Raw genomic sequence first — 21,819 nt, 5'->3', positions numbered from 1 at the left:
TGAATGGAATGAGCGCCAAGGTCACGATCGAGGACACGGTGATCGCTTATGCGGTCCTGGCCGATGCGAGCAACGCCTGCGATGCCGTCGACGAGGTGGTGGTGGCCACGGATAGTTGGAAATCGGCCGTCGACCTCATACGTGCGTGCGGGTACCGGAAGGTTCCCAAACGCCCCGCCCGCAACAGCGTCGACCGTGGCGCAATGGAAGTGGCGTTCGCGATGCCCGGCACGGTTTTCCGCAAGCGCTTCGGAAGCGAAGCACCGTGGGTCCCGGTCTCCCACGGCGGAAGGGACTGAACCCATGACGGTTCACACCGTCCTGGAGTAATCGATCGCCGCTCCGCGGCAGCACGCCCGGTTGACGACCGGCCGGGTTCGGCGGGAGAAGCGGCACTGACGCCTTTCCCGACAGCCGCTGAACCGCCCGGGCGTCCGGGAGCTCCTGTTGACGCGGGCCGGGTTCGTCCCGGCCGAAGCGCAGGTGCTCGACGCTCCGGTGCCCGGCCACGTCGGCACCCTGATCGTCCGGGCGGAAACGGCACCCCGAGCCTTCGTGGTCTCCGTACGGCGGGGGGCGCCCGGTGACCCACCGGGCGCCCCTCACCGTCGTACTGCGGGAAGTTGTTACAGCTGCTCGATCACATAGTCGACGCACTTCGTGAGGGCCTCGACGTCCGCCGGGTCGATCGCCGGGAACATGGCGACGCGGAGCTGGTTGCGGCCGAGCTTGCGGTAGGGCTCGGTGTCGACGACGCCGTTGGCGCGCAGGACCTTGGCGACGGTCGCCGCGTCGACCTCGTCGGTGAAGTCGATCGTGCCGATGACCTGGGAGCGCTTGGCCGGGTCGGCGACGAAGGGGCTCGCGTGCTTGGACTCCTCCGCCCACGCGTACAGGCGGGTCGAGGAGTCCTTCGTGCGGGCCGTCGACCAGTCCAGGCCGCCCTGGCCGTTGATCCACTCCAGCTGCTGGTTCAGCAGGAAGAGGGTGGCCAGCGCCGGGGTGTTGTACGTCTGGTTCTTGCGGGAGTTGTCGATCGCCGTGGGGAGCGAGAAGAACTCCGGGACGTGGCGGCCGGACGCGTGGATCCGCTCCGCGCGCTCGATCGCGGCCGGGGAGAACACGCCGATCCACAGGCCGCCGTCGGAGGCGAAGGACTTCTGCGGGGCGAAGTAGTAGACGTCCGTCTCGGCGATGTCGACCGGCAGGCCGCCCGCGCCCGAGGTGGCGTCCACCAGGACCAGCGCGCCCTCGTCGGCGCCCGCCACCCGCTTGATGGGGGCGGCGACGCCCGTGGAGGTCTCGTTGTGCGTGAAGGCGTACACGTCGACGCCGGCCTCGGCCCGCGGGTCGGGGTGCGTGCCCGGGTCGGAGGAGACGACCGTCGGCTCGGCCAGCCACGGCGCCAGCTTGGCGGCCTTGGCGAACTTGGAGCTGAACTCGCCGAAGGTCAGGTGCTGCGACTTGTTCTCGATCAGGCCGTGCGTCGCGATGTCCCAGAAGGCGGTGGAGCCGCCGTTGCCGAGGACCACCTCGTAGCCCTCGGGGAGCCGGAACAGCTGGGAGATGCCCTCGCGCACCTGGCCGACCAGGTTCTTCACGGGAGCCTGGCGGTGGGAGGTGCCCAGCAGGGACGTGCCGGTCGCGGCCAGCGCGTCCAGCGCTTCCGTCCGCACCTTGGAGGGGCCCGCGCCGAAACGACCGTCGGCGGGCTTGATGTCAGCGGGAATCTGGATCTCAGCCACGAGCGGGAGCCTAGCGGCTCCGTGAAACCGGGGCGAAACGTCGTCCGGCCGCTGAGACACCGAGGGGGAGGTGCGGGGGGTCCGTTTTTTCCCCCGCACCGGACGGCTCAGCCGTGCAGGTTCACCGGCAGCTCGTACAGGTCGTTCTGCGTCACCACCGGCTTGTTGCGCAGCTCCGACGCCGGGACCGCCAGGTCCAGGGCGGGGAAACGCGCGTAGAGGGCGGGCAGCGCCACGCCCGCCTCCAGGCGGGACAGCGCCGCGCCGGGGCAGACGTGCGGGCCGTGGCCGAAGGCGATGTGACGGTTGGCCGTGTCGCGGGTGATGTCGAAGACGCCCGCCGACGGGCCGTGCGCCTCCTCGTCGCGGCCGATCGCGGCGTACGACACGATCAGCGCGTCCCCGGCCGGCAGGATCCTGTCCCCGACCGGTACGTCCTCGGTGGCGAAGCGGATCAGGACGTGGGAGGTGGGGGTGGCGTAGCGCAGGGTCTCCTCCACCACCGCCGACCAGTCCGCCTCGCCGGACAGGACCAGCGCCCGCTGGTCGGGGTGGAGGGAGAGGTTGACGACGGCGTTGACGATCAGCGAGATCGTCGTCTCGTGGCCGGCCGCGACCATCAGCTGGAGCGTGGAGACGATCTCGGCGTCGGTGAGGCGGTCGCCGTCCTCGGACGCCGCTGTCAGCGCGGACGTCAGGTCGTCGCCGGGGTTCTCACGCTTCTCGGCGACCGTCGCCGCCATGATGCCGGCCAGCTCGGTCAGCGTCGCCACGACCTCGGCCGGCGGGGTCTGCGTCGAGAAGAACTTCTCGAACAGCTCCTTCAGCCGCGGCAGCCGCTCCTCCGCGAGCCCCATCAGGTCCGCGACCACGTACATGGGCAGCGGGTAGGCGAACTCGGCCTTCAGGTCCACCGGACCGGCAGGCAGCTCCGCGAGCCGGTCGAGCAGGCCCCCGGTCAGCTCGGTGATCCGGTCACGCATCCGCTCCACCCGCCGGGGCGTGAGCGCCTGCGCGACCAGCGTGCGCAGCCGGCGGTGGTCCGCGCCGTCCACCGTCAGCATGGACCGGCCCGGGTTGGCCAGCCCGATCAGCGGCCAGTCGGGGGCGATCTCACCGCGCTGCCAGGCACCCCAGACGTTGATGTCCTTGACGATCCTGGGGTCGGTCAGCAGCCGCTTCGCCTCGGCGTGGCGGGTGACCGCCCACACCGGCACGCCGCCCGGCAGCTCCACCGCGGCGAGCGGACCGGCGGCCCGCAGCGCGGCGCTCTCCCCGTCCAGGTCGGCGACGAAGGGGTCCAGGGCGATCCGTTTGTGCTCCGTACCGTTCGGCGCGTCCGTAGCAGCCGTCATGAGAGCGTGCCTCCAAGGGCGGGGGTGGGGGTGAACGTCACCGGCAGTTCCGTCAGGCCGCGCAGCCACGGCGACGGACGGCGGGTCAGCGAGTCGGCGGGCACGGCGAGGTCGATGTCCGGCAGCCGGTCCAGGACGACCTCGATGGCCGTCCGCGCGATGACCTCGGCGATCTCCTGCGCCGGGAACGGGCAGCGGTGCTCGCCGTGGCCGAAGGAGAAGTGCGCGCTGTTGCCGCCGGTCAGCGCCGAGCCGTCGGTGCGCACCTGGGGATCGGAGTTGGCGCCCTGGAGGCCGAGCAGCAGCAGGTCGCCCGCGCGGACGCGGCGCCCGCCCAGATGGGTGTCGCGGGAGGCCCAGCGGCCGGCGACGTTCTGGGTGGGGGCGTCCTCCCACAGCACCTCGTTCATGGCCTCGGCGACGCTGTTGCGGCCGCCGAACAGGGAAGCCGCGAACCGGCTGTCCGTCAGCATCAGCCGCAGCGAGTTGCCGATCCAGTCGGCGGTCGGCTGGTGGCCGGCCGCCATCATCACCATCAGGTCCTGGGCGATCTCGTCGCCGGTGAACCCGGAGGGGTCGGCGAGCATCCGCGAGACCACGTCGTCGGCCGGGGCCTCCGTCCGGTCGGCCACCAGCCGCGTCATCGACGTGAACAGGTGGGTCTGGCCCGCCAGGGCCCGCTCCCGGCCGTCGATCATGTCGTTGAGCGCGGTGACCAGGGCCGGGCCCTCGTCGTCGGTGAAGCCGTAGAGGCGGGCCAGCACCCGCACCGGCAGCAGCATCGCGTACTCGCCGACGATGTCGGCCCGGCCGCGCGGGCAGATGCCGTCGATCAGCTCGTCGGCGAACTTCTCCGCGTACCGGCGCAGTTCGAACGCGTCGACCGCCTCCAGCGCGTTGCCGAGCATCGCGGCCCGTTCGCGGTGCCGCTCGCCGACCGTGTAGAGGATCGACGCCTGCTTGCGGCCGATCATCGGCAGCAGCGGCCAGTCGTCGGGGATGGCGTCCCACTGGCCCCACAGCTCGGAGTCACGGCTGAAGAGCACCGGATCACCGGTGACCTGGTGCAGTTCGCGGTAGCCGAGCACCAGCCAGGCCGGTACGTCGCCGTCCAGCAGCACCGGTACGACGGGACCGTGCTCGCGCCGCATCTCCCGGTACACCCGGGTCGGGTCGTCCTGGAGCAGGGCGCCGCTGAGGGGGACGGGGGCGGGGGCGGTGGTCACACCAGCTCCTGGGGGAAGGCGGGGGCGGCGGGAGCGGGAGAGGAGACGGAGTCGGCGTACAGGGCCTGGATGTGTTCCACCAGGGAGATCAGCACCAGCTTGCTGGACGCCCGGGACCGCGCGTCGCAGGTGACCAGCGGCACGTGCGGGTCGAGGTCGAGGGCCTCGCGGACCTGCTCCGGGGCGAAGGCCGGGCCGCCGAAGTCGTTGCAGGCCACGATGAACGGCGTGCCGTGCTTCTCCAGGCGGTCGATGGCGTACCAGGAGTCGTCGATCCGCCGGGTGTCGACGAGCACGACCGCGCCCAGCGTCCCGGAGAACAGCCGGTCCCACAGGAACCAGAACCGCTCCTGGCCGGGCGCGCCGAACAGGTACAGCACGTTGTGCGCGTCGAGGGTGATGCGGCCGAAGTCGAAGGCGACGGTGGTCGCGGTCTTGCCGCGCACGCCGCTCAGGTCGTCCACGGCCTCGCCGGCCTGGGTCATCGTCTCCTCGGTGTTGAGGGGACGGATCTCGCTGACCGAGCGGACCATCGTCGTCTTGCCGGCGCCGAAGCCGCCCACGACCACGATCTTGAGGCCGTTGTCGGCCGACGCGCCAAGTGGCGTGCGCGTCTCAGAGGTTGCGGAGTCCAACGAGCACCTGCTCCAGAATGTCGGGGTCGAGTACGGCTGCCTTGCGGGGGTGACGGGCACTGACCCGGCCCGAGGCGAGCAGGTCGGACAGCAGGATCCGGGTGATGCTCACCGGCAGCCCCAGCTCCGCCGCGATCTCGACGACCGCGGTGGGACGGTCGGTCATCCGCAGGATCGCCGAGTGCTCCGACTGCATGCCCGGAGTCGGGTCGCACTCGGCGACGACCAGGGTCACCAGGTCGAAGGGACTGTCCGGGCCGGGCCGGCTGCGTCCGCCCGTGAGCGTGTACAGCCGGTCCGGCGCGTCGTCCCTGCCGGGCCGGCTCATGAGCTGCGCGGCGGGGCGGTCAGGTGCTCCCCGAGCTGCTCGACCAGTTCGCTCATGTTGTGGCCGACGAGGCCGGGGTCGGCGTCCTCCGTGGTGACGACGGCCAGGTGCGCGCCCTCACCGGCCTCCACGATGAACAGCACGCCCCCGTAGAACTCGGTCATCGCCGACCGGACGCCTCCGCTGCCGTCCCCGAACTCCACGGACGCGCCGTGCGACAGCGACTGGATGCCGGCGGCGATCGCCGCGAGCTGGTCGGCCTGGTCGTTGGACAGCTCGGGCGTACGGCACAGCTTCAGGCCGTCACGGGACAGCACGAGCGCGTGCCGAGTGCCCGGCGTGCGCGTCAGCAGGCCCTCTATCAGCCAGGTGAGCTTCTCGTCGGCGGTCGTCGTGCCGGTCATGAGGTGGGGTCGCCTTCCAGGTGGTTCTGCGCGTGCGGGGAGCGGGGGGTGGTGGGTTCGGGGGTGGTGTCGTCGCCCGGGCCGGGCGGGGTGGCGTCCGGGGCGACGGTGGTGTCCCGCGCGTCCGGGGCCGCGGTGGCGTGCGGGGCCGCGGTGGCGTGCGGGGCTCCCTCCGCCTCCGGGGCGGCCACGGGTCCGGCAGGGGTGCGCGAGGCGTCCGGGGCGTCCGCAGTGGCCACGGGGCCGGCGGTGCTCCCGATGGTCGGGGGACCGGCCGGGTCCTGGGGCGGTGTGGGCGCGGAGCCGCGTACGGCCTGGCGGAAGTCGCTGAAGCGGGAGGCGCGGGCCCGGGTCTCCTCGGCCGTGGGGGCGGGGCGCGGCGTCGCGGCACGGCTGCCGGACCGGGCGCGCTCGGCCTCGGCGAGGGTGCGGCCGCGCCGGCGGCGGGGCAGTCCGAGCGCCGCCGCGTCCGGGGTGCGGCTGCCGTCCCGGTCCGCGGACTCGTGCCGGGGCAGCGGTTCGGGGTCCGGGGATCCGGCGGCGGCCAGTGCGGCGGCGTAGTCGGCCGGGGGGACGGGCTGCGCGGCGTCCGTCGCGGCGGCAGGTGCCGCGGCCGGGCGGGCGCCGCCGCGCCGGGGAAGCCGGTCGGAGGCGTCGGGGGCGGACCTGGGGGCCGGGACGGGGCCGGTGGGCGGTGCGGGGGCCGGGGCGGGCCGGGCCGGGGCGGCCGGAGTGACCGACGGGGCGGCCACGGCGGGCGTGGCGGGCACGGCGGGGGTGCTGGGCGTGCCGTCCTGGGACACGAGGATGTCCTGCGGGATGAGCATCAGCACGCCCGTGCCGCCGCGCGCCGAGGGGCGGTAGGAGACCTTCATGCCGTACCGCCGTGCCAGCCGGCCCACGACGGCGAGGCCGAGGCGGGTGCCGGTGAGGCCGCCGATGCCGGCCGTCTCGCCCGAGACCGCGGCCTCGGCGCGCCGGAGCTGGGCCTCGCTCATGACGAGGCCGCTGTCCTCGACGGACACGATGACCCCGGCCGGCACCTCCTCCACGTACACGTGGACCTCGGCGGTCGGCGGCGAGAAGTTGGCCGCGTTGTCGAGGAGTTCGGCGAGCGCGTGCATGACGCCCTCGGCGGCGTGCCCGGCGACGGCGGTGTCGCTGGCGGAGTGGACGCGCACGCGCTGGTAGCCGCCGATCCGGCCCATGGCACCGCGCAGGATCGACTCCATGGCGATGGGCCGGGCCCAGCGGCGGCCGGACCGGGCGCCGGTCAGGACGGCGACCGAGTCGGCGAGCCGGCCGGCCTGGGCGGTGCGGTGGTCGAGGTGGAGGAGGTCGGCGAGGACCTCCTCGTCGGCGTGCTTCTCCTCCATCGCGCGCAGGTCGGCGAGCATGCTGGTGGCCAGGGCCTGCATGCGTCCCGCGGCGTTGGCGGTGGCGGAGAGGGCGGCGGCCCGCGCGCTGGTGGCCTCGCGCAGCCGGGCGGCGAGCCGCGCGTTGCCGTCGGTGAGCCGGTCCCGCTCCTCGCCGAGGCGGGCCACCTGCGCGCTGTGCTCGGCGGTGAGCCGGGCCCGCTCGGCGGCGTGCTCCTCGGTGAGCCTGGCCAGTTCCGCCGCGTGCTCCTCGGCGAACCGGGTCAGTTCGGCCGTGTGCTCGGCGGTGCGGCGGTCGTGCTCGGCGGCGAGGGCCTCGGCGTGCAGGGCGCGTTCCCGCTCCAGTTCGGCCGCCAGCCGGGCCTGCTCCCGGGCCAGGTCCCCGGCCAGCCGTTCGTGCTGACGGCGGGAGTCCTCACCCAGCCGGGCACGTTCCTGGAACAGCCTGCTGAGGTCCTGGTTGGCGGACGCCAGCCGGGCGCGGGCCGTACGCGCCGTCTGCCTGCCGTGCGCGGCCGCGGTGACGGCCGCGCAGAGCAGCAGGCCGGCCACCGTTCCGGACAGTGCCAGCGGCCCGCGCGCGGAAGCCGGCGCGAGGACGACGGCGACGGCGACCGCGGCCGCGGCGAGGGCGGCGGTGAACAGGAAGACGGGCAGCAGGTTGCGCATGGTGGGGCGGTCACCGGGGAGAGCGGGGGCGGTCATCAGTCGAGTCCTCGTTCGGGTCCTCGGGCGGCCACCGGAAAATTCGGGCAAACCCTCGGGCGGTTCCATGAGGTAAACCGGCATCTGCTGGAGAGAGCCGTCACCTGCTCGCAACTGGCGGTCACTATATGCAAGTTAGTGATCAGTTTGGGAAGGGTCCGAACGCTTTCTTGGTAAATGGTGTGCCCAGGAGGTGAAGACCGTGCCCGCAGGCGGGCCGCGTGTGCCCGTGTGCGCGCTCCCACCCGGGGAGGGAACCGGTTTCCGGGGGCATCCTGAGGGGATGACCGAGATCGCGGAACTGCGGGCCGCGCTGCGGGCCGCCGTGCGCGGCGAGGTGGCCTTCGACGTCACCTCCCGGGCACTGGTCACCATGGACGCGTCCAACTACCGGCGCGTCCCCCTGGGCGTGGTCGCGCCCCGCGACGCCGACGACGTGGCGGCGGCACTGGAGGTGTGCCGGGCGCACGGCGTGCCGGTCGTGGCGCGCGGCGGGGGGACGTCCGTCGCCGGGCAGGCGACCGGCACCGGTGTGGTGCTGGACTTCACCCGCCACCTGAACCGGCTCGTCCGCCTGGACGCCGACGCCCGTACGGCCGTCGTCCAGCCCGGTCTGGTGCTGGACCGCCTCCAGGAGGCCGCCGCCCCGCACGGACTGCGCTTCGGACCCGACCCGTCCACGCACAGCCGCTGCACGCTCGGCGGGATGATCGGCAACAACTCCTGCGGCGCCCACTCGGTCGCCTGGGGGACGACCGCGGACAACGTGCGCGAGCTGGACGTCGTCACCGCGCGCGGGCGACGCCTGCGGCTCGGCCCGGGATGGGCCGGCGCGCCGGACGGACTGCGGGCGCTCGCCGAGGACGAGCGGGCGCGGCTGCGCACCGGATTCCCCGAACTGCCCCGCCGTATCTCCGGATACGCGCTGGACGCCCTGCTGCCGGAGCGGGGCGCCGACGTCGCCCGGTCCTTCTGCGGCTCCGAGGGCACCCTGGCCGTGCTCACGGAGGCGGTGGTCGATCTCGTCGAGGCGCCCCGCGCGCACGCGCTCGCGGTGCTCGGCTACGCCGACGAGGGCGCCGCCGCCGAGGCCGCGGCCGCTCTGGTGGCACGCTCGTCCCCCCGCTCGGGCGCGGCCGGGAGCGGGGGGCGGCCGCTGACGGTCGAGGGCATGGCCGCCGACCTGGTGCCGTCGGCGGCGGGACTGCCGCGCGGCGGGGCGTGGCTGTTCGTGGAGACGGGCGGCGGGTCGCCCGGCGAGGCACGCGCGCGTGCCGAGGCGGTCGCGCGGGCGGCCGACGCCGTGGACACGCTCGTGGTGACGGACGCCGCCGGGCAGCGCGCCCTGTGGCGGATCCGGGAGGACGCCAGCGGTACGGCCACCCGGATGCCTGGGGGCACCTCCCAGCCCCCTGGGGCTGGGAGAGGGACGGAGGCCTGGCCCGGCTGGGAGGACTGCGCGGTGCCGCCGGCCCGGCTCGGCGCGTACCTGCGGGACTTCCGCGCCCTGCTGACCGCGCACGGCCTGCGCGGCGCGCCGTACGGGCACTTCGGGGACGGCTGCATCCACGTCCGCATCGACTTCGACCTGCTCACCGCGGCGGGCGTCGGCCGGTTCCGCCGTTTCTCGGAGGAACTGGCCGACCTGGTCGTGGCGCACGGCGGCTCGCTGTCCGGGGAGCACGGCGACGGGCAGGCGCGCGCCGAGCTGCTGCCGCGGATGTACGGCGGGGAGATGGTCGCCCTCTTCGAGCGGGCGAAGGCCGTCTGGGACCCCGACGACCTCCTCAACCCCGGGATGCTGGTCCGCCCCGCCCCGCTCGACTCCCACCTGCGCTTCGCCGTGCTGCCCCGCGAGCCCGTCGACGTGGCCTTCGGCTACCCCGGCGACGGCGGCGACTTCACCGCCGCGGTCCGCCGCTGCGTGGGCGTCGCCAAATGCCGTACGGCGACGGCGTCCGGGCCCGCCGTGATGTGCCCCTCCTACCGGGCCACCGGAGAGGAACGGCACTCCACGCGCGGGCGGGCCCGGCTGCTGCACGAGATGCTCGCCGGCGAGGTGGTCACCGACGGCTGGCGGTCGGAGGAGGTGCGCGAGGCGCTCGACCTCTGCCTCTCCTGCAAGGGCTGCCGCTCGGACTGCCCGGTCGAGGTCGACATGGCCACGTACAAGGCGGAGTTCCTCCACCACCACTACGCCGGCCGCCGCCGCCCGGCCGCCCACTACCTCATGGGGCGCCTGCCCCTCTGGCTGCGCTGGGTGAGCCGTACGCGCACGGCGTCGCTCGTCGGCGCGCTGACGGCGGTGGGGCCGTTGGCGCGGGTCGCGAAACGGATCGGGGGGATCGCCGCGGAGCGGGACCTCCCGCGGCCGGCCCGCGAGACGTTCAGCCGGTGGTGGCGGGGGAGGGCGCCCGCGGGCGGCTCCGGTCCCCTCGGTGCTTCCGGTCCCCTCGTGGTCCTGTGGCCCGACACCTTCACCGAGCACTTCTCGCCCTCGGTCGGGCGGGCGGCCGTCAGGGTGCTGGAGGCGGCCGGGCTGCGGGTGGAGCTGCCGCCGACCCTGCGGATGCGGGGACGGCCGGTGGGCGACGGGCGGTCCAGGAGCGCGGCGGCCCTGCTGACGGCCCGCCGCGCGCGGGTCTGCTGCGGACTGACGTACGTCTCCACCGGGCAGCTCGACCACGCGCGCGTGGTGCTGCGGCGCACCCTCGACCTGATGGAGCCGGTGCTGGCGGCGGACGTGCCGGTCGTCGTGCTGGAGCCGAGCTGCGCCGCGGCCCTGCGCAGCGACCTGCCCGAGCTGCTGCACGACGACCCGCGCGCGGCCCGCCTCGCCGCCCACGTCCTCACCTTCGCCGAGGTCCTGGAACGGCACGCCCCCCACTGGCGGCCGCCCCGTCTCGACCGTCCCGTCGTCGGCCAGACCCACTGCCACCAGCACGCTGTCCTGGGTGACACGGCCGACCGGCGGCTGCGCGAGGCCGCCGGGCTCGGCGGCGAGCTGAGCGGCGGCTGCTGCGGACTCGCCGGCGACTTCGGCTTCGAGAAGGGCCACTTCGAGGTGTCACGGGCCTGCGCGGAGGAGACGCTGCTGCCGTCCGTGCGGGACGCCGGCCAGGACGCGGTCGTCCTCACGGACGGCTTCTCCTGCCGCACCCAGCTCGAACAACTGGCGGGCGTGCGGGGGCGCCACCTCGCGGAGGTCCTGGCGGAGGGACTGGAGGAACGGCCGGGGGAGCCGGGAGAGCCGCCGACGGGGTCGGAGGACCGGCCCGGGAAGCCGGGGGAGGACCGCTGAAGGGGCGGAGGCGACGCCCGTCGCCGCCCGACCCGGGCCGCGGTGCCGCCGTCACGCTGAAGGCGCCGTCGCGGTGGTGCCGCCTTCACGACGGTGTTCCGGGGCGGCTCCCGGCGTGGCGACGACGCCGCACGCGCACACGCGCGTGGTCGCACACGCGTGTGGACGGACACCGGCTGCGCGGCACGGACGGGGACTTCGGCTTGTGGTCGCACGCACGCGTGGACGGACACGCTCCCGCCGGGCCCCTCGGTCCCCGGTACGGGCGCGGTCGGCTCCTACGCTGGCCGGACAGCCGTCGAAGGAGCCCGCTCATGAGCCTGCGTGTCCAGTCGATCACCCGCGCCGAGCACCTGGCGTTCGTCGCGGGCCGCCCCTCTGCCAGTCACCTGCAGACCCCCGCGTGGGGGGACGTGAAGCCGGACTGGCGGGCGGAGAGCCTCGGCTGGTTCGACGAGCGCGGGGCGCTGGTGGGGACGGGGCTGGTGCTCCTGCGGCCGCTGCCGAAGCTGAAGAGGTACCTGGCGTACCTGCCCGAGGGACCGGTCGTCGACTGGTTCGCGGCCGACCTCGTCGAGCGCTGGCTGGACCCGATGCTCGCCCACCTGAAGGCGCGGGGCGCGTTCTCCGTGAAGATGGGCCCGCCCGTCGTCGTACGCCGCTGGAGCGCCGACGCCGTGAAGGCCGCCATCGCCGATCCGGACGCCCGGCGGCTGCGGGACGCCGAGCCCACCGTCACCGAGGCCCCCGCCCTCGCCGTCGTCGAACGGCTGCGCGGCGCCGGCTGGCGGCAGACCGAGCCGGGCGGCGAGGACGGCTTCGCGGCCGGACAGCCGCGGTACGTCTTCCAGGTCCCGTACGCCGGCCGGTCGCCGGAGGAGATCCAGGGCGGCTTCAACCAGCAGTGGCGGCGCAACATCAAGAAGGCGGAGAAGGCGGGCGTCAAGGTCGTCCGCGGCGACCTGACGGACCTGACGGTCTTCTACGGCCTGTACCTCGAGACCGCCGAACGGGACCGCTTCGTCCCGCGCCCCCTGCCCTACTTCCAGCGCATGTGGACCGCGCTCAACGCCGAACACCCCGACCGCATGCGTCTCTACCTCGCCCACCACGACGGCGAGGTCCTCGCCGCGGCCACGATGATCACCGTCGGCGAGCACGTCTGGTACTCCTACGGCGCCTCGACCGCCCGCAGACGGGAGGTCCAGCCGAACAACGCCCTGCAGTGGCGCATGATGTGCGACGCCCACGAGCTGGGCGCCGCCGTCTACGACCTGCGCGGCATCACCGACACCCTGGAGGACGCGAACCACCTCCTCGGCCTCCTCCGCTTCAAGGTGGGCACGGGCGGCGAGGCGGTGGAGTACCTCGGCGAATGGGACTTCCCGCTGAACCGGGTGCTCCACCGGGCGCTGCAGCTGTACATGGCGCGCCGCTGAGGCCGGCGGGACGGGCAGACCTGGTAGCGGTACCGGGCGATCAGTTCAGGCGGCGGCCGGATGCCCAACGCCACTGGCAGGCTGCCGTCCACGCCGCGCACCAGGCCGGGGACCGCGATCTCGCCGCGGTCGCACTGTCCGACCTCGGATACCAGGCAACCTGGTTGTCCAGGCCCGCCGACGCGATCAGAGTGCTGGAACACGCCCGCTCCCGGACCCGTGCGCCGGCCGCCCGCTCCCTGCTCGACGTACGCCGCGCACGGGCTTGCGCCGTGCTCCAGGATCACACGGGAACCGGGCGTGCCCTGGCGTCCGCCGAGGCCGAGCTGGACCGGATTCGCCCGCAGGACACACCTCCCGTGGTGTCCTGGATGTCGATGGCGGACGCCGACGCCGACGCCGGGCGCTGCTGGCTCGACCTCGGTGACCCCGGTCGCGCAGGCAGGGCGATCGACTCCGGACTGGGCGAGCTCGATCCATGCCGGTCCCGCACCAGAGCGGTGTTCCTGACCTACCGGGCCGAAGGCTCGCTTCATGACCGCGACGCCTCCGCTGCCGCGGCCGATGCCCGCGCCGCTCTCGATTGCGCCCTCGACTCCGGGGCCACTCGCTGCATCGACCTCGCTTCCGCACTCATCCGCCGCCTGGACGACCGGACCGAGCAACCGATGATCGAGCTGCGCGAGTACGCCCGGGAACGACTCGCGGGGTGATCCGACAGCGGCCGGGGGCCGGCCTTGAGCGTCGGCAAACGACGGCACCCCGTCCTGCGGGGAGTCCGGCGCCCGGGCCGCACCTCTCGCGATCCCGTGCTCCCGCGGTGGGTCCGGCGCCCCGGCCGTGCCTCCCGCGGCCCCCGTGGACAGCGGCAAATCCCCTTCACACCCCTGACGTGGTCCATTACCCTGGACTGCGCAGTGCATCGTGATGGACGCCCGTCCTGGCGCAGAGCCCACCGAACCCTTGGACCGCCCGTGAGCACCCCCGACACCACCGCGCCGAACCGGCAGCCCGTCACCCCGGCCGGCGCGGCCGCCCCGGCGAACCGGACCGGCCCGGACGGCCCGGCTCCGGCGCCCGGCCGGTGGGCCGCCCTCGGCCCCGTCGGGCTGGTGCTCGCCGGAGGGGTGTCCGTCCAGTTCGGCGGCGCGCTCGCGGTGACCCTGATGCCGCGGGCGGGCGCGCTCGGCGTCGTCGCGCTGCGGCTGCTGGTCGCCGCCGTCGTCCTGCTCGCGGTCTGCAGGCCCCGGCTGCGCGGGTACTCGCGCGCCGACTGGGGCACGGTCGTCGTCTTCGGCGTGACCATGTCCGCGATGAACGGCCTCTTCTACCAGTCCGTCGACCGCATCCCCCTCGGTACCGCGGTCACCCTGGAGGTCCTCGGCCCGCTGGCCCTCTCCGTCCTGGTCTCGCGACGCGCCATGAACCTCGTGTGGGCCGGGCTCGCGCTCGCCGGGGTCTTCCTGCTCGGCGGCGGGGTCCGCGACCTCGACCCGCTGGGTGCCGCGTTCGCGCTGGCGGCGGGCGCGATGTGGGCGGCGTACATCGTCTTCAGCGGCCGTACCGGCCGCCGCTTCCCGCAGGCGGACGGGCTCGCGCTGGCGATGGCGGTGGGCGCGCTGCTGTTCCTGCCCCTGGGCGTCGCCGAATCGGGCGCGAAGCTCCTCGACCCGGTGACGCTGGGCCTCGGCGCGGGGGTGGCGGTCCTGTCCTCCGTGCTGCCCTACACCCTGGAACTCCTCGCCCTGCGGCGCATGCCCGCCTCCACCTTCGCGATCATGATGAGCCTGGAGCCGGCCCTCGCGGCGACCGCCGGCTTCCTCATCCTCGACCAGGCCCTGTCCGCCGTCGAGGCGGCCGCGATCGCCCTGGTCATCGCCGCGAGCATGGGCGCGGTGCGGACCCAGACGGGGCGGGTGAAGGCGGCGGTCCCGGAAGCCTGAGGGGCCCGCCCGGCAGGCAGGCCCCACGAGAGGCCCTTCCGGGGCCCTTCCGAGGTCCTGCGAGAGGCCCCCGGAAAGCCCCGCAATAAATCATGCAAGCATGCTTGATTGTTTCTGGGGCCGCTGCCATGCTCCTCCCCATGGCCGACCCGACGCCCGTGCTCGACGACCTCCGTGCCGAAAGCGACGCACTCGACCGGCTGGTGGCCGAGTCCGCCCCGGACCGCTGGGCCCTCCCGACGCCCGCCCCCGGCTGGACCGTCGCCCACCAGATCGCCCACCTCGCCTGGACCGACCACTCGGCCCTCCTCGCCGTCACCGACGAGGACGGGTTCCGGGCCCTGGTCGAACAGGCGCTCGCCGCCCCCGACTCCTTCGTCGACCAGGGCGCCGAGGAAGCCGCGGTACTCCCGCCCGCCGAACTGCTCTCCCGCTGGCGGGCCGGCCGCACCGCCCTCGACGAGGCGCTGCGCAAGGCCCCGCCGGGCGCCCGTTTCCCCTGGTACGGCCCCCCGATGGCGGCCGCCTCCCTCGCCACCGCCCGTCTCATGGAGACCTGGGCCCACGGCCTGGACGTGGCCGACGCCCTCGGCGTCACCCGCGCCCCCACCGACCGCATCCGGCACATCGCCCGGCTGGGCGTGCGCACCCGCGACTTCGCCTTCGCCGTGCACGGGCTGCCCGCCCCCGCCGACCCCGTCCGGGTGGAACTCCTCGGCCCCTCCGGCGAGTCGTGGACCTACGGCCCCGAGGAGGCCGCGCAGCGCGTCACCGGCCCCGCGCTCGACTTCTGCCTGCTGGTCACCCAGCGCGCCCACCGCACCGACCTCGCCCTGCGCGCCGAGGGCCGGGACGCCGACCGCTGGCTGGACATCGCGCAGGCCTTCGCCGGACCGCCCGGCCCCGGCCGCCCGCCGAAGGAAGCCGTCCGGTGACCGCCCCGCCCCTGCGCGTCGGCAACGCCTCCGGGTTCTACGGCGACCGCTTCGACGCGATGCGCGAGATGCTGACCGGCGGCGAACTGGACGTCCTGACCGGCGACTACCTCGCCGAGCTGACCATGCTGATACTCGGCCGGGACCGCCTGAAGGACCCCGGCGCCGGGTACGCCCGCACCTTCCTGCGCCAGCTGGAGGAGTCCCTCGGCCTCGCCCGCGAACGCGGGGTCGCGATCGTCACCAACGCCGGCGGCCTGAACCCGGCCGGACTCGCCGACGCCGTACGCGCCCTCGCGGAGCGGCTCGGCATCCCCGTACGGGTCGCGCACGTCGAGGGGGACGACCTCGGGCCCCGGTATCCCGGCAGCCTCACCGCGCACGCCTACCTCGGCGGCTTCGGCATCGCGGCCTGTCTGCGCGAGGGCGCGGACGTCGTGGTGACCGGGCGGGTGACGGACGCGGCCCTGGTCACCGGGCCCGCCGCCGCCCACTTCGGCTGGGGGCCGACCGAGTACGACCGGCTCGCCGGGGCCGTCGTCGCCGGGCACGTCCTGGAGTGCGGGACGCAGGCCACCGGCGGCAACTACGCCTTCTTCGGCGAGGGCGGCCGCGACGTCCGCAGGCCCGGCTTCCCGCTCGCCGAGCTGCACGCCGACGGCAGCAGCGTGATCACCAAGCATCCGGGCACGGGCGGCTTCGTCGACGTCGGGACGGTCACCGCCCAGCTGCTCTACGAGACGGGCGGCGCCCGCTACGCCGGACCGGACGTCACCGCCCGGCTGGACACCGTACGGCTCACGCAGGACGGCCCCGACCGCGTCCGGATCGACGGCGTGCGCGGCGAGGCGCCGCCCCCGGACCTCAAGGTGGGCCGCACGCGGCTCGGCGGGTTCCGCAACGAGGTCGTCTTCGTGCTGACCGGCCTCGACATCGAGGCCAAGGCGGCGCTGGTGCGTGAGCAGATGGCGGAGGCGTTCGCCAAGTCGGCGCCGGACGAGGTCCGCTGGGACCTGGTCCGCACCGACCGCGCCGACGCGGGCACCGAGGAGACGGCGAGCGCGCTGCTGCGGCTCGTCGTGCGCGACCCGGACCAGGCCGCCGTCGGGCGGGCGCTGAGCGGTGCGGCCGTCGAACTGGCGCTGGCCAGCTATCCGGGCTTCCACGTCCTCGCCCCGCCCGGCAGGGGAGCCCCCTACGGGGTGTTCGAGGCCGCGTACGTCCCGCAGGGCGAGGTGGACCACACCGCCGTCCTCGCCGACGGGCGCCGCGTCCCCGTGCCGGCGCCGGCCGGCACCCTGGCCCCGGCCGACGTACCGCAGCCGGCGCCGCCCGGACCGCCGCCCGGCGGACCCGTGCGCCGGGCGCCCCTCGGGCGCGTCGCCGGAGCCCGCAGCGGCGACAAGGGCGGGGACGCCAACGTGGGCGTGTGGGTGCGGTCGGACGCGGCCTGGCGGTGGCTCGCCCACACGCTGACCGTCGACCGGTTCCGTGAACTGATCCCAGAGAGCGCCGGGTTGCGCGTGACCCGGCACGTCCTGCCGCGTCTGCGCGCCCTCAACTTCGTCGTCGAGGGCCTCCTCGGCGCCGGGGTCGCCTCCCAGCACCGCTTCGACCCGCAGGCCAAGGCGCTCGGCGAATGGCTGCGCTCCCGCCACCTGGACATACCGGAGGACCTGCTGTGACCGTCCTGCCGTCGACGCTGGACCCCCACGGGCCCGACCACCGCGCCCGCCGCGACAGCATGCTCGCCAAGCTCGCCGCCCTCGACGAGGAGCACGCGAAGGCACTGGCGGGCGGCGGCGAGAAGTACGTCACCCGGCACCGCGGCCGCGGCAAGCTCCTGGCCCGCGAGCGGATCGAGCTGCTCCTCGACCCCGACACCCCGTTCCTGGAGCTGTCGCCGCTGGCGGCCTGGGGCAGCGAATACACCGTCGGCGCCTCCCTCGTCACCGGCATCGGCGTCGTCGAGGGCGTGGAGTGCCTGATCACCGCCAACGACCCGACCGTGCGCGGCGGCGCCAGCAACCCGTGGTCGCTGAAGAAGGCCCTGCGCGCCAACGACATCGCGCTCGCCAACCGGCTGCCCGTGATCAGCCTGGTGGAGTCCGGCGGGGCCGACCTGCCCTCGCAGAAGGAGATCTTCATCCCCGGCGGCGCGATCTTCCGGGACCTGACCCGGCTGTCCGCGGCCGGCATCCCGACCGTCGCCGTCGTCTTCGGCAACTCCACGGCCGGGGGCGCGTACGTCCCCGGCATGTCCGACCACGTCGTCATGGTCAAGGAGCGGGCGAAGGTGTTCCTCGGCGGGCCGCCGCTGGTCAAGATGGCGACCGGCGAGGAGAGCGACGACGAGTCGCTCGGCGGCGCGGAGATGCACGCGCGCGTGTCCGGCCTCGCCGACCACTTCGCCGTCGACGAACCCGACGCCCTGCGCCAGGCCCGCCGGATCGTCGCCCGCCTCAACCACCGCAAGGCGTACCCGGACCCGGGGCCGGCCGCACCGCCGAAGTACGACCCGGAGGAACTCCTCGGCATCGTCCCCGGCGACCTCAAGGTGCCCTTCGACCCGCGCGAGGTGATCGCCCGGATCGTCGACGCCTCCGACTTCGACGAGTTCAAGCCGCTGTACGGGACGAGCCTGGTCACCGGCTGGGCGAGCCTGCACGGCTACCCGGTCGGCATCCTCGCCAACGCCCAGGGCGTGCTGTTCAGCGCCGAGTCCCAGAAGGCCGCCCAGTTCATCCAGCTCGCCGACCAGCGCGACATCCCGCTGGTCTTCCTGCACAACACCACCGGCTACATGGTCGGCAGGGAGTACGAGCAGGGCGGCATCATCAAACACGGCTCGATGATGATCAACGCGGTGTCCAACTCGCGGGTCCCGCACCTGTCCGTCCTCATGGGCGCCTCCTACGGCGCCGGCCACTACGGCATGTGCGGGCGCGCCTACGACCCCCGCTTCCTGTTCGCCTGGCCCAGCGCCAAGTCGGCCGTCATGGGCCCGCAGCAGCTCGCCGGGGTGCTCTCCATCGTCGCCCGCCAGTCGGCCGCCGCGAAGGGCCTGCCCTACGACGAGGACGGCGACGCCGCCCTGCGCGCGATGGTCGAGCAGCAGATCGAGTCCGAGTCGCTGCCCATGTTCCTGTCCGGGCGGCTGTACGACGACGGCGTCATCGACCCGCGCGACACCCGCACCGTCCTCGGCCTGTGCCTGTCGGCCGTCCACACCGCCCCCTTCGAGGGCGCGCGGGGCGGCTTCGGCGTCTTCCGGATGTGAGGGACCTTCCAGTGATCACTTCTGTGCTCGTCGCCAACCGCGGCGAGATCGCCTGCCGCATCTTCCGCACCTGCCGCGCGTCGGGGATCCGGACGGTCGCCGTGCACTCGGACGCCGACGAGCGGGCCCTGCACGCGCGCGTGGCCGACACCGCCGTACGGCTGCCCGGCGACACGCCCGCGGAGACGTACCTGCGGGCCGACCTGATCGTGAAGGCGGCCGTCGCCGCGGGCGCGGACGCCGTGCACCCCGGCTACGGCTTCCTCTCCGAGAACGCCGGCTTCGCGCGCGCCGTCCAGGACGCGGGCCTGACCTGGATCGGGCCGCCGCCCGAGGCGATCGAGGCGATGGCGTCCAAGACCCGGGCGAAGGCCCTCATGGGGCTCGCCCCGCTGGACGCCGGCGAGGTGACCGAGTCCGACCTGCCGGTCCTGGTGAAGGCCGCCGCGGGCGGCGGCGGGCGCGGCATGCGCGTCGTACGCCGCCTGACGGAGCTGACGCCCGCGCTGGAGGGCGCGCGCGCCGAGGCCGCGAGCGCCTTCGGCGACGGCGAGGTCTTCGTCGAGCCCTACGTGGAGAACGGCCGCCACGTCGAGGTGCAGATCCTCGCCGACACGCACGGCACGGTCTGGGCGCTCGGCACCCGCGACTGCTCCCTGCAGCGCCGCCACCAGAAGGTCGTCGAGGAGGCCCCGGCACCCGGCCTCCCCGCGGACCTGGTGGACGAGCTGCACACGCTGGCCGTGCGGGCCGCGCGCGCCGTGGACTACACCGGCGCCGGGACCGTCGAGTTCCTCGTCGCCGACGGCCGCGCCCACTTCCTGGAGATGAACACCCGCCTCCAGGTCGAACACCCCGTCACCGAGGCCGTCTTCGGCCTCGACCTGGTGGCCGAGCAGATCCGCGTCGCGGAGGGCCACGCCCTGCCCGCCGAGCCGCCGCCCGCGCGCGGCCACGCCGTCGAGGCCCGCCTCTACGCCGAGGACCCGGCGGCCGGCTGGACCCCGCAGACCGGCACCCTGCACCGCCTCGCCGTCCCCGAAGGCGTCCGGCTCGACACCGGCTTCGGCGACGGCGACACCATCGGCGTCCACTACGACCCCATGATCGCCAAGGTCGTCGCCCACGCCCCCACGCGCGCGGAGGCCGTGCGCACCCTCGCGGGCGCCCTGGAACAGGCCGCCGTCCACGGCCCGGTCACCAACCGCGACCTCCTCGTCGCCTCCCTGCGCCACGAGGAGTTCACCTCCGGCCGCATGGACACCGGCTTCTACGACCGCCACCTCACGGCCCTCACCGCACCGGCCCCCGACCCCTGCGCCCCGCTGGCGGCGGCCCTCGCCGAGGCGCACGGCCGCTCCCGCTTCGGCGGCTGGCGCAACCTGCCCTCCCGGCCGCAGACCCGGCGCTACCGCATGGCGGACGAGGAGCACGAGGTCCGCTACCACCACACCCGCACCGGCCTCACGGCGGACGGCGTGCACGGTGTCCGCGTCGTACACGCCGACGCGTCCCTCGTCGTGCTGGAGGTGAACGGCGTGCGGCGCAGGTTCCAGGTGGCCCGGTACGGCGACCGCGTCCACGTGAACGCCACCGCCCTCACCGCCCTGCCCCGCTTCCCCGAGCCCGAGGACCAGCGCGCCCCCGGCTCCCTGCTGGCCCCGATGCCCGGCACGGTCGTCAAGATCGCGGACGGTCTCGTCACCGGATCGGGTGTCGGGGCGGGCGAACCGATCGTGTGGCTCGAAGCGATGAAGATGCAACACGTCATCTCGGCGCCGGCGGCGGGGACGCTGACGGAGCTGCCGGTGACGACGGGACAGCAGGTGCAGGTCGGCACCCTGCTGGCGGTGGTGCAGACGACCTAGGCAGGCGGGGCCGTACCGGCACGCGGTTCCGCCGCGTGAGCGCCCCGTCCCCCACGACCCGCACGCGAAGGAGCCACGATGACCACCCTGATCGAGTCCGACGAGCACAAGGCGCTGCGGGCCGCGGTGTCCGACTTCGCCCGGCACCGGCAGGCCTCCGACAACGGCACCCTGTGGCGGGAGGCCGCCAAGCTCGGCTACATCGGCGTCAACCTCCCCGAGGAGTACGGCGGCGGGGGCGGCGGCATCACCGAACTCTCCCTCGTCTCGGAGGAACTCGGCGCGGCGGGCTCCCCCCTGCTGATGATGATCGTCAGCCCCGCCATCTGCGGCACCGTGATCTCCCGCTTCGGCACGGACGCCCAGAAGCGGGAGTGGCTGCCCGCCCTCGCCGACGGCTCCCGCCTCATGGCCTTCGGCATCACCGAGCCCGACGCCGGCTCCAACAGCCACCGCATCACCACCACCGCCCGCCGCGACGAGGCGGGCGGCGACTGGCTGCTGACCGGCCGCAAGGTCTTCGTCTCCGGCGTGGACATCGCCGACGCCACCCTGATCGTCGGCAGGACGACGGACTCCCGAACGGGCCGCCTCAAGCCCTGCCTGTTCATCGTCCCGCGCGACGCCCCCGGCTTCACCCGGCGGCCCATCGACATGGAACTGAACTCCGTGGAGAAGCAGTTCGAGCTGGTCCTCGACGACGTACGGCTGCCCGCCGGGGCGCTCGTCGGTGGGGGCCCCTCCCACGCTTTCGGCAGTGGGGGAGAGGACGCGGGGCTGCTCCAGCTGTTCGCCGGCCTCAACCCGGAGCGCATCATGACGGCCGCCTTCGCGATCGGCATGGGCCGCCACGCCCTCGCCAAGGCGATCGCCTACGCCCGCGAGCGCACCGTCTGGAAGACCCCCATCGGCGCCCACCAGGCCATCGCGCACCCCCTCGCCCAGGCCCACATCGACCTGGAACTGGCCCGCCTGATGATGCAGAAGGCGGCCCACCTGTACGACGCCGGGGACGACGTCGGCGCGGGCGAGGCCGCCAACATGGCGAAGTACGCCGCCGGGGAGGCCTGCGTACGGGCCGTCGACCAGGCGGTGCACACCCTCGGCGGCAACGGGCTCACCCGCGAGTTCGGCCTCGCCTCGCTGATAACGGCCTCGCGCGTGGCCCGTATCGCCCCCGTGAGCCGGGAGATGATCCTCAACTACGTCTCCCACCAGACCCTGGGCCTGCCCAAGTCGTACTGACCGCGCGGACACCCGCCGGTCAGCGAGGAGGAAC

17 protein-coding genes are annotated in these 21,819 nt (G+C 74.4%); 10 read left to right on the top strand and 7 right to left on the bottom strand.

Annotated features, from left to right (window positions below; genetic code table 11):
• Window positions 1-8: 8 nt before the first annotated feature.
• Entirely contained in the window at window positions 9-299 is a 291-nt protein-coding gene (locus tag ACGFQC_RS23025; protein ID WP_363086758.1) for a hypothetical protein, read from the top strand.
• Between the two features lie 327 nt (window positions 300-626).
• On the opposite strand, the gene serC is transcribed toward ACGFQC_RS23025, so the two are convergent.
• The 7 genes from serC to ACGFQC_RS22990 all read right to left on the bottom strand — a co-directional run bounded on the left by serC (window position 627) and on the right by ACGFQC_RS22990 (window position 7,774).
• Window positions 627-1,745 (bottom strand): phosphoserine transaminase, encoded by a 1,119-nt coding sequence (serC, locus tag ACGFQC_RS23020; protein ID WP_363086757.1) that lies wholly within the window; start codon window positions 1,743-1,745, stop codon window positions 627-629.
• A 107-nt stretch (window positions 1,746-1,852) separates the two neighbouring features.
• A complete protein-coding gene (locus tag ACGFQC_RS23015; RefSeq protein WP_363086756.1) occupies window positions 1,853-3,100 on the bottom strand; it encodes a cytochrome P450 in 1,248 nt (415 codons plus the stop codon).
• Complete coding sequence (locus ACGFQC_RS23010; protein ID WP_363086755.1) at window positions 3,097-4,326, bottom strand: cytochrome P450; 1,230 nt, start codon at window positions 4,324-4,326, stop codon at window positions 3,097-3,099. Before ACGFQC_RS23010 ends, ACGFQC_RS23015 begins: the two co-directional genes overlap by 4 nt.
• Window positions 4,323-4,961, bottom strand: a complete 639-nt coding sequence (locus tag ACGFQC_RS23005; protein WP_363086754.1) for an ATP/GTP-binding protein — start codon at window positions 4,959-4,961, stop codon at window positions 4,323-4,325. Before ACGFQC_RS23005 ends, ACGFQC_RS23010 begins: the two co-directional genes overlap by 4 nt.
• Window positions 4,942-5,289 carry a DUF742 domain-containing protein gene (locus tag ACGFQC_RS23000; protein WP_363086753.1) on the bottom strand — a complete coding sequence of 116 codons (348 nt, stop codon included), beginning with the start codon at window positions 5,287-5,289 and terminating at the stop codon, window positions 4,942-4,944. The genes ACGFQC_RS23005 and ACGFQC_RS23000 overlap by 20 nt, the downstream gene beginning before the upstream one ends.
• Window positions 5,286-5,693 carry a roadblock/LC7 domain-containing protein gene (locus ACGFQC_RS22995; RefSeq protein WP_363086752.1) on the bottom strand — a complete coding sequence of 136 codons (408 nt, stop codon included), beginning with the start codon at window positions 5,691-5,693 and terminating at the stop codon, window positions 5,286-5,288. Before ACGFQC_RS22995 ends, ACGFQC_RS23000 begins: the two co-directional genes overlap by 4 nt.
• On the bottom strand, window positions 5,690-7,774 hold the full coding sequence (locus ACGFQC_RS22990; RefSeq protein ID WP_363086751.1) for an ATP-binding protein: 2,085 nt from the start codon (window positions 7,772-7,774) through the stop codon (window positions 5,690-5,692). Before ACGFQC_RS22990 ends, ACGFQC_RS22995 begins: the two co-directional genes overlap by 4 nt.
• A gap of 283 nt (window positions 7,775-8,057) precedes the next feature.
• Between ACGFQC_RS22990 and ACGFQC_RS22985 the strand changes: the two genes are divergently transcribed.
• From ACGFQC_RS22985 to ACGFQC_RS22945, 9 genes are all read left to right on the top strand, one after another.
• Window positions 8,058-11,075 carry an FAD-linked oxidase C-terminal domain-containing protein gene (locus ACGFQC_RS22985; RefSeq protein ID WP_363086750.1) on the top strand — a complete coding sequence of 1,006 codons (3,018 nt, stop codon included), beginning with the start codon at window positions 8,058-8,060 and terminating at the stop codon, window positions 11,073-11,075.
• A 314-nt stretch (window positions 11,076-11,389) separates the two neighbouring features.
• On the top strand, window positions 11,390-12,514 hold the full coding sequence (locus tag ACGFQC_RS22980) for a peptidoglycan bridge formation glycyltransferase FemA/FemB family protein (RefSeq protein WP_363086749.1): 1,125 nt from the start codon (window positions 11,390-11,392) through the stop codon (window positions 12,512-12,514).
• 164 nt (window positions 12,515-12,678) lie between these two features.
• Window positions 12,679-13,227: a hypothetical protein gene (locus ACGFQC_RS22975; RefSeq protein ID WP_363086748.1), complete on the top strand. Its 549-nt coding sequence runs from the start codon at window positions 12,679-12,681 to the stop codon at window positions 13,225-13,227.
• A 261-nt stretch (window positions 13,228-13,488) separates the two neighbouring features.
• Window positions 13,489-14,457: an EamA family transporter gene (locus ACGFQC_RS22970; protein WP_363086747.1), complete on the top strand. Its 969-nt coding sequence runs from the start codon at window positions 13,489-13,491 to the stop codon at window positions 14,455-14,457.
• Window positions 14,458-14,597: 140 nt separating this feature from the next.
• Entirely contained in the window at window positions 14,598-15,392 is a 795-nt protein-coding gene (locus ACGFQC_RS22965; protein ID WP_363086746.1) for a TIGR03084 family metal-binding protein, read from the top strand.
• Window positions 15,389-17,077, top strand: a complete 1,689-nt coding sequence (locus tag ACGFQC_RS22960; RefSeq protein ID WP_363086745.1) for an acyclic terpene utilization AtuA family protein — start codon at window positions 15,389-15,391, stop codon at window positions 17,075-17,077. Before ACGFQC_RS22965 ends, ACGFQC_RS22960 begins: the two co-directional genes overlap by 4 nt.
• Window positions 17,074-18,672: a carboxyl transferase domain-containing protein gene (locus tag ACGFQC_RS22955; RefSeq protein ID WP_363086744.1), complete on the top strand. Its 1,599-nt coding sequence runs from the start codon at window positions 17,074-17,076 to the stop codon at window positions 18,670-18,672. Before ACGFQC_RS22960 ends, ACGFQC_RS22955 begins: the two co-directional genes overlap by 4 nt.
• 11 nt (window positions 18,673-18,683) lie before the next feature.
• On the top strand, window positions 18,684-20,540 hold the full coding sequence (locus ACGFQC_RS22950) for a biotin carboxylase N-terminal domain-containing protein (protein ID WP_363086743.1): 1,857 nt from the start codon (window positions 18,684-18,686) through the stop codon (window positions 20,538-20,540).
• 78 nt (window positions 20,541-20,618) lie between these two features.
• A complete protein-coding gene (locus tag ACGFQC_RS22945; protein ID WP_363086742.1) occupies window positions 20,619-21,785 on the top strand; it encodes an acyl-CoA dehydrogenase family protein in 1,167 nt (388 codons plus the stop codon).
• Window positions 21,786-21,819 lie beyond the last annotated feature (34 nt).

Origin of the sequence: Streptomyces sp. NPDC048734, from assembly GCF_043198675.1 — a bacterium.
Lineage (GTDB): Bacteria > Actinomycetota > Actinomycetes > Streptomycetales > Streptomycetaceae > Streptomyces.
The sequence above is the reverse complement of the archived record's forward strand: the minus strand, read 5'-3'. Positions and strand labels throughout refer to the sequence as shown.

Coding starts and splice junctions, on each gene's coding strand:
- ACGFQC_RS22990 (WP_363086751.1), bottom strand. CDS start 7,774: ATGACCGCCCCCGCTCTCCCCGGTGACCGCCCCACCATGCGCAACCTG.
- ACGFQC_RS22995 (WP_363086752.1), bottom strand. CDS start 5,693: ATGACCGGCACGACGACCGCCGACGAGAAGCTCACCTGGCTGATAGAG.
- ACGFQC_RS22965 (WP_363086746.1), top strand. CDS start 14,598: ATGGCCGACCCGACGCCCGTGCTCGACGACCTCCGTGCCGAAAGCGAC.
- ACGFQC_RS23000 (WP_363086753.1), bottom strand. CDS start 5,289: ATGAGCCGGCCCGGCAGGGACGACGCGCCGGACCGGCTGTACACGCTC.
- ACGFQC_RS22945 (WP_363086742.1), top strand. CDS start 20,619: ATGACCACCCTGATCGAGTCCGACGAGCACAAGGCGCTGCGGGCCGCG.
- ACGFQC_RS22985 (WP_363086750.1), top strand. CDS start 8,058: ATGACCGAGATCGCGGAACTGCGGGCCGCGCTGCGGGCCGCCGTGCGC.
- ACGFQC_RS22980 (WP_363086749.1), top strand. CDS start 11,390: ATGAGCCTGCGTGTCCAGTCGATCACCCGCGCCGAGCACCTGGCGTTC.
- ACGFQC_RS23025 (WP_363086758.1), top strand. CDS start 9: ATGAGCGCCAAGGTCACGATCGAGGACACGGTGATCGCTTATGCGGTC.
- ACGFQC_RS23015 (WP_363086756.1), bottom strand. CDS start 3,100: ATGACGGCTGCTACGGACGCGCCGAACGGTACGGAGCACAAACGGATC.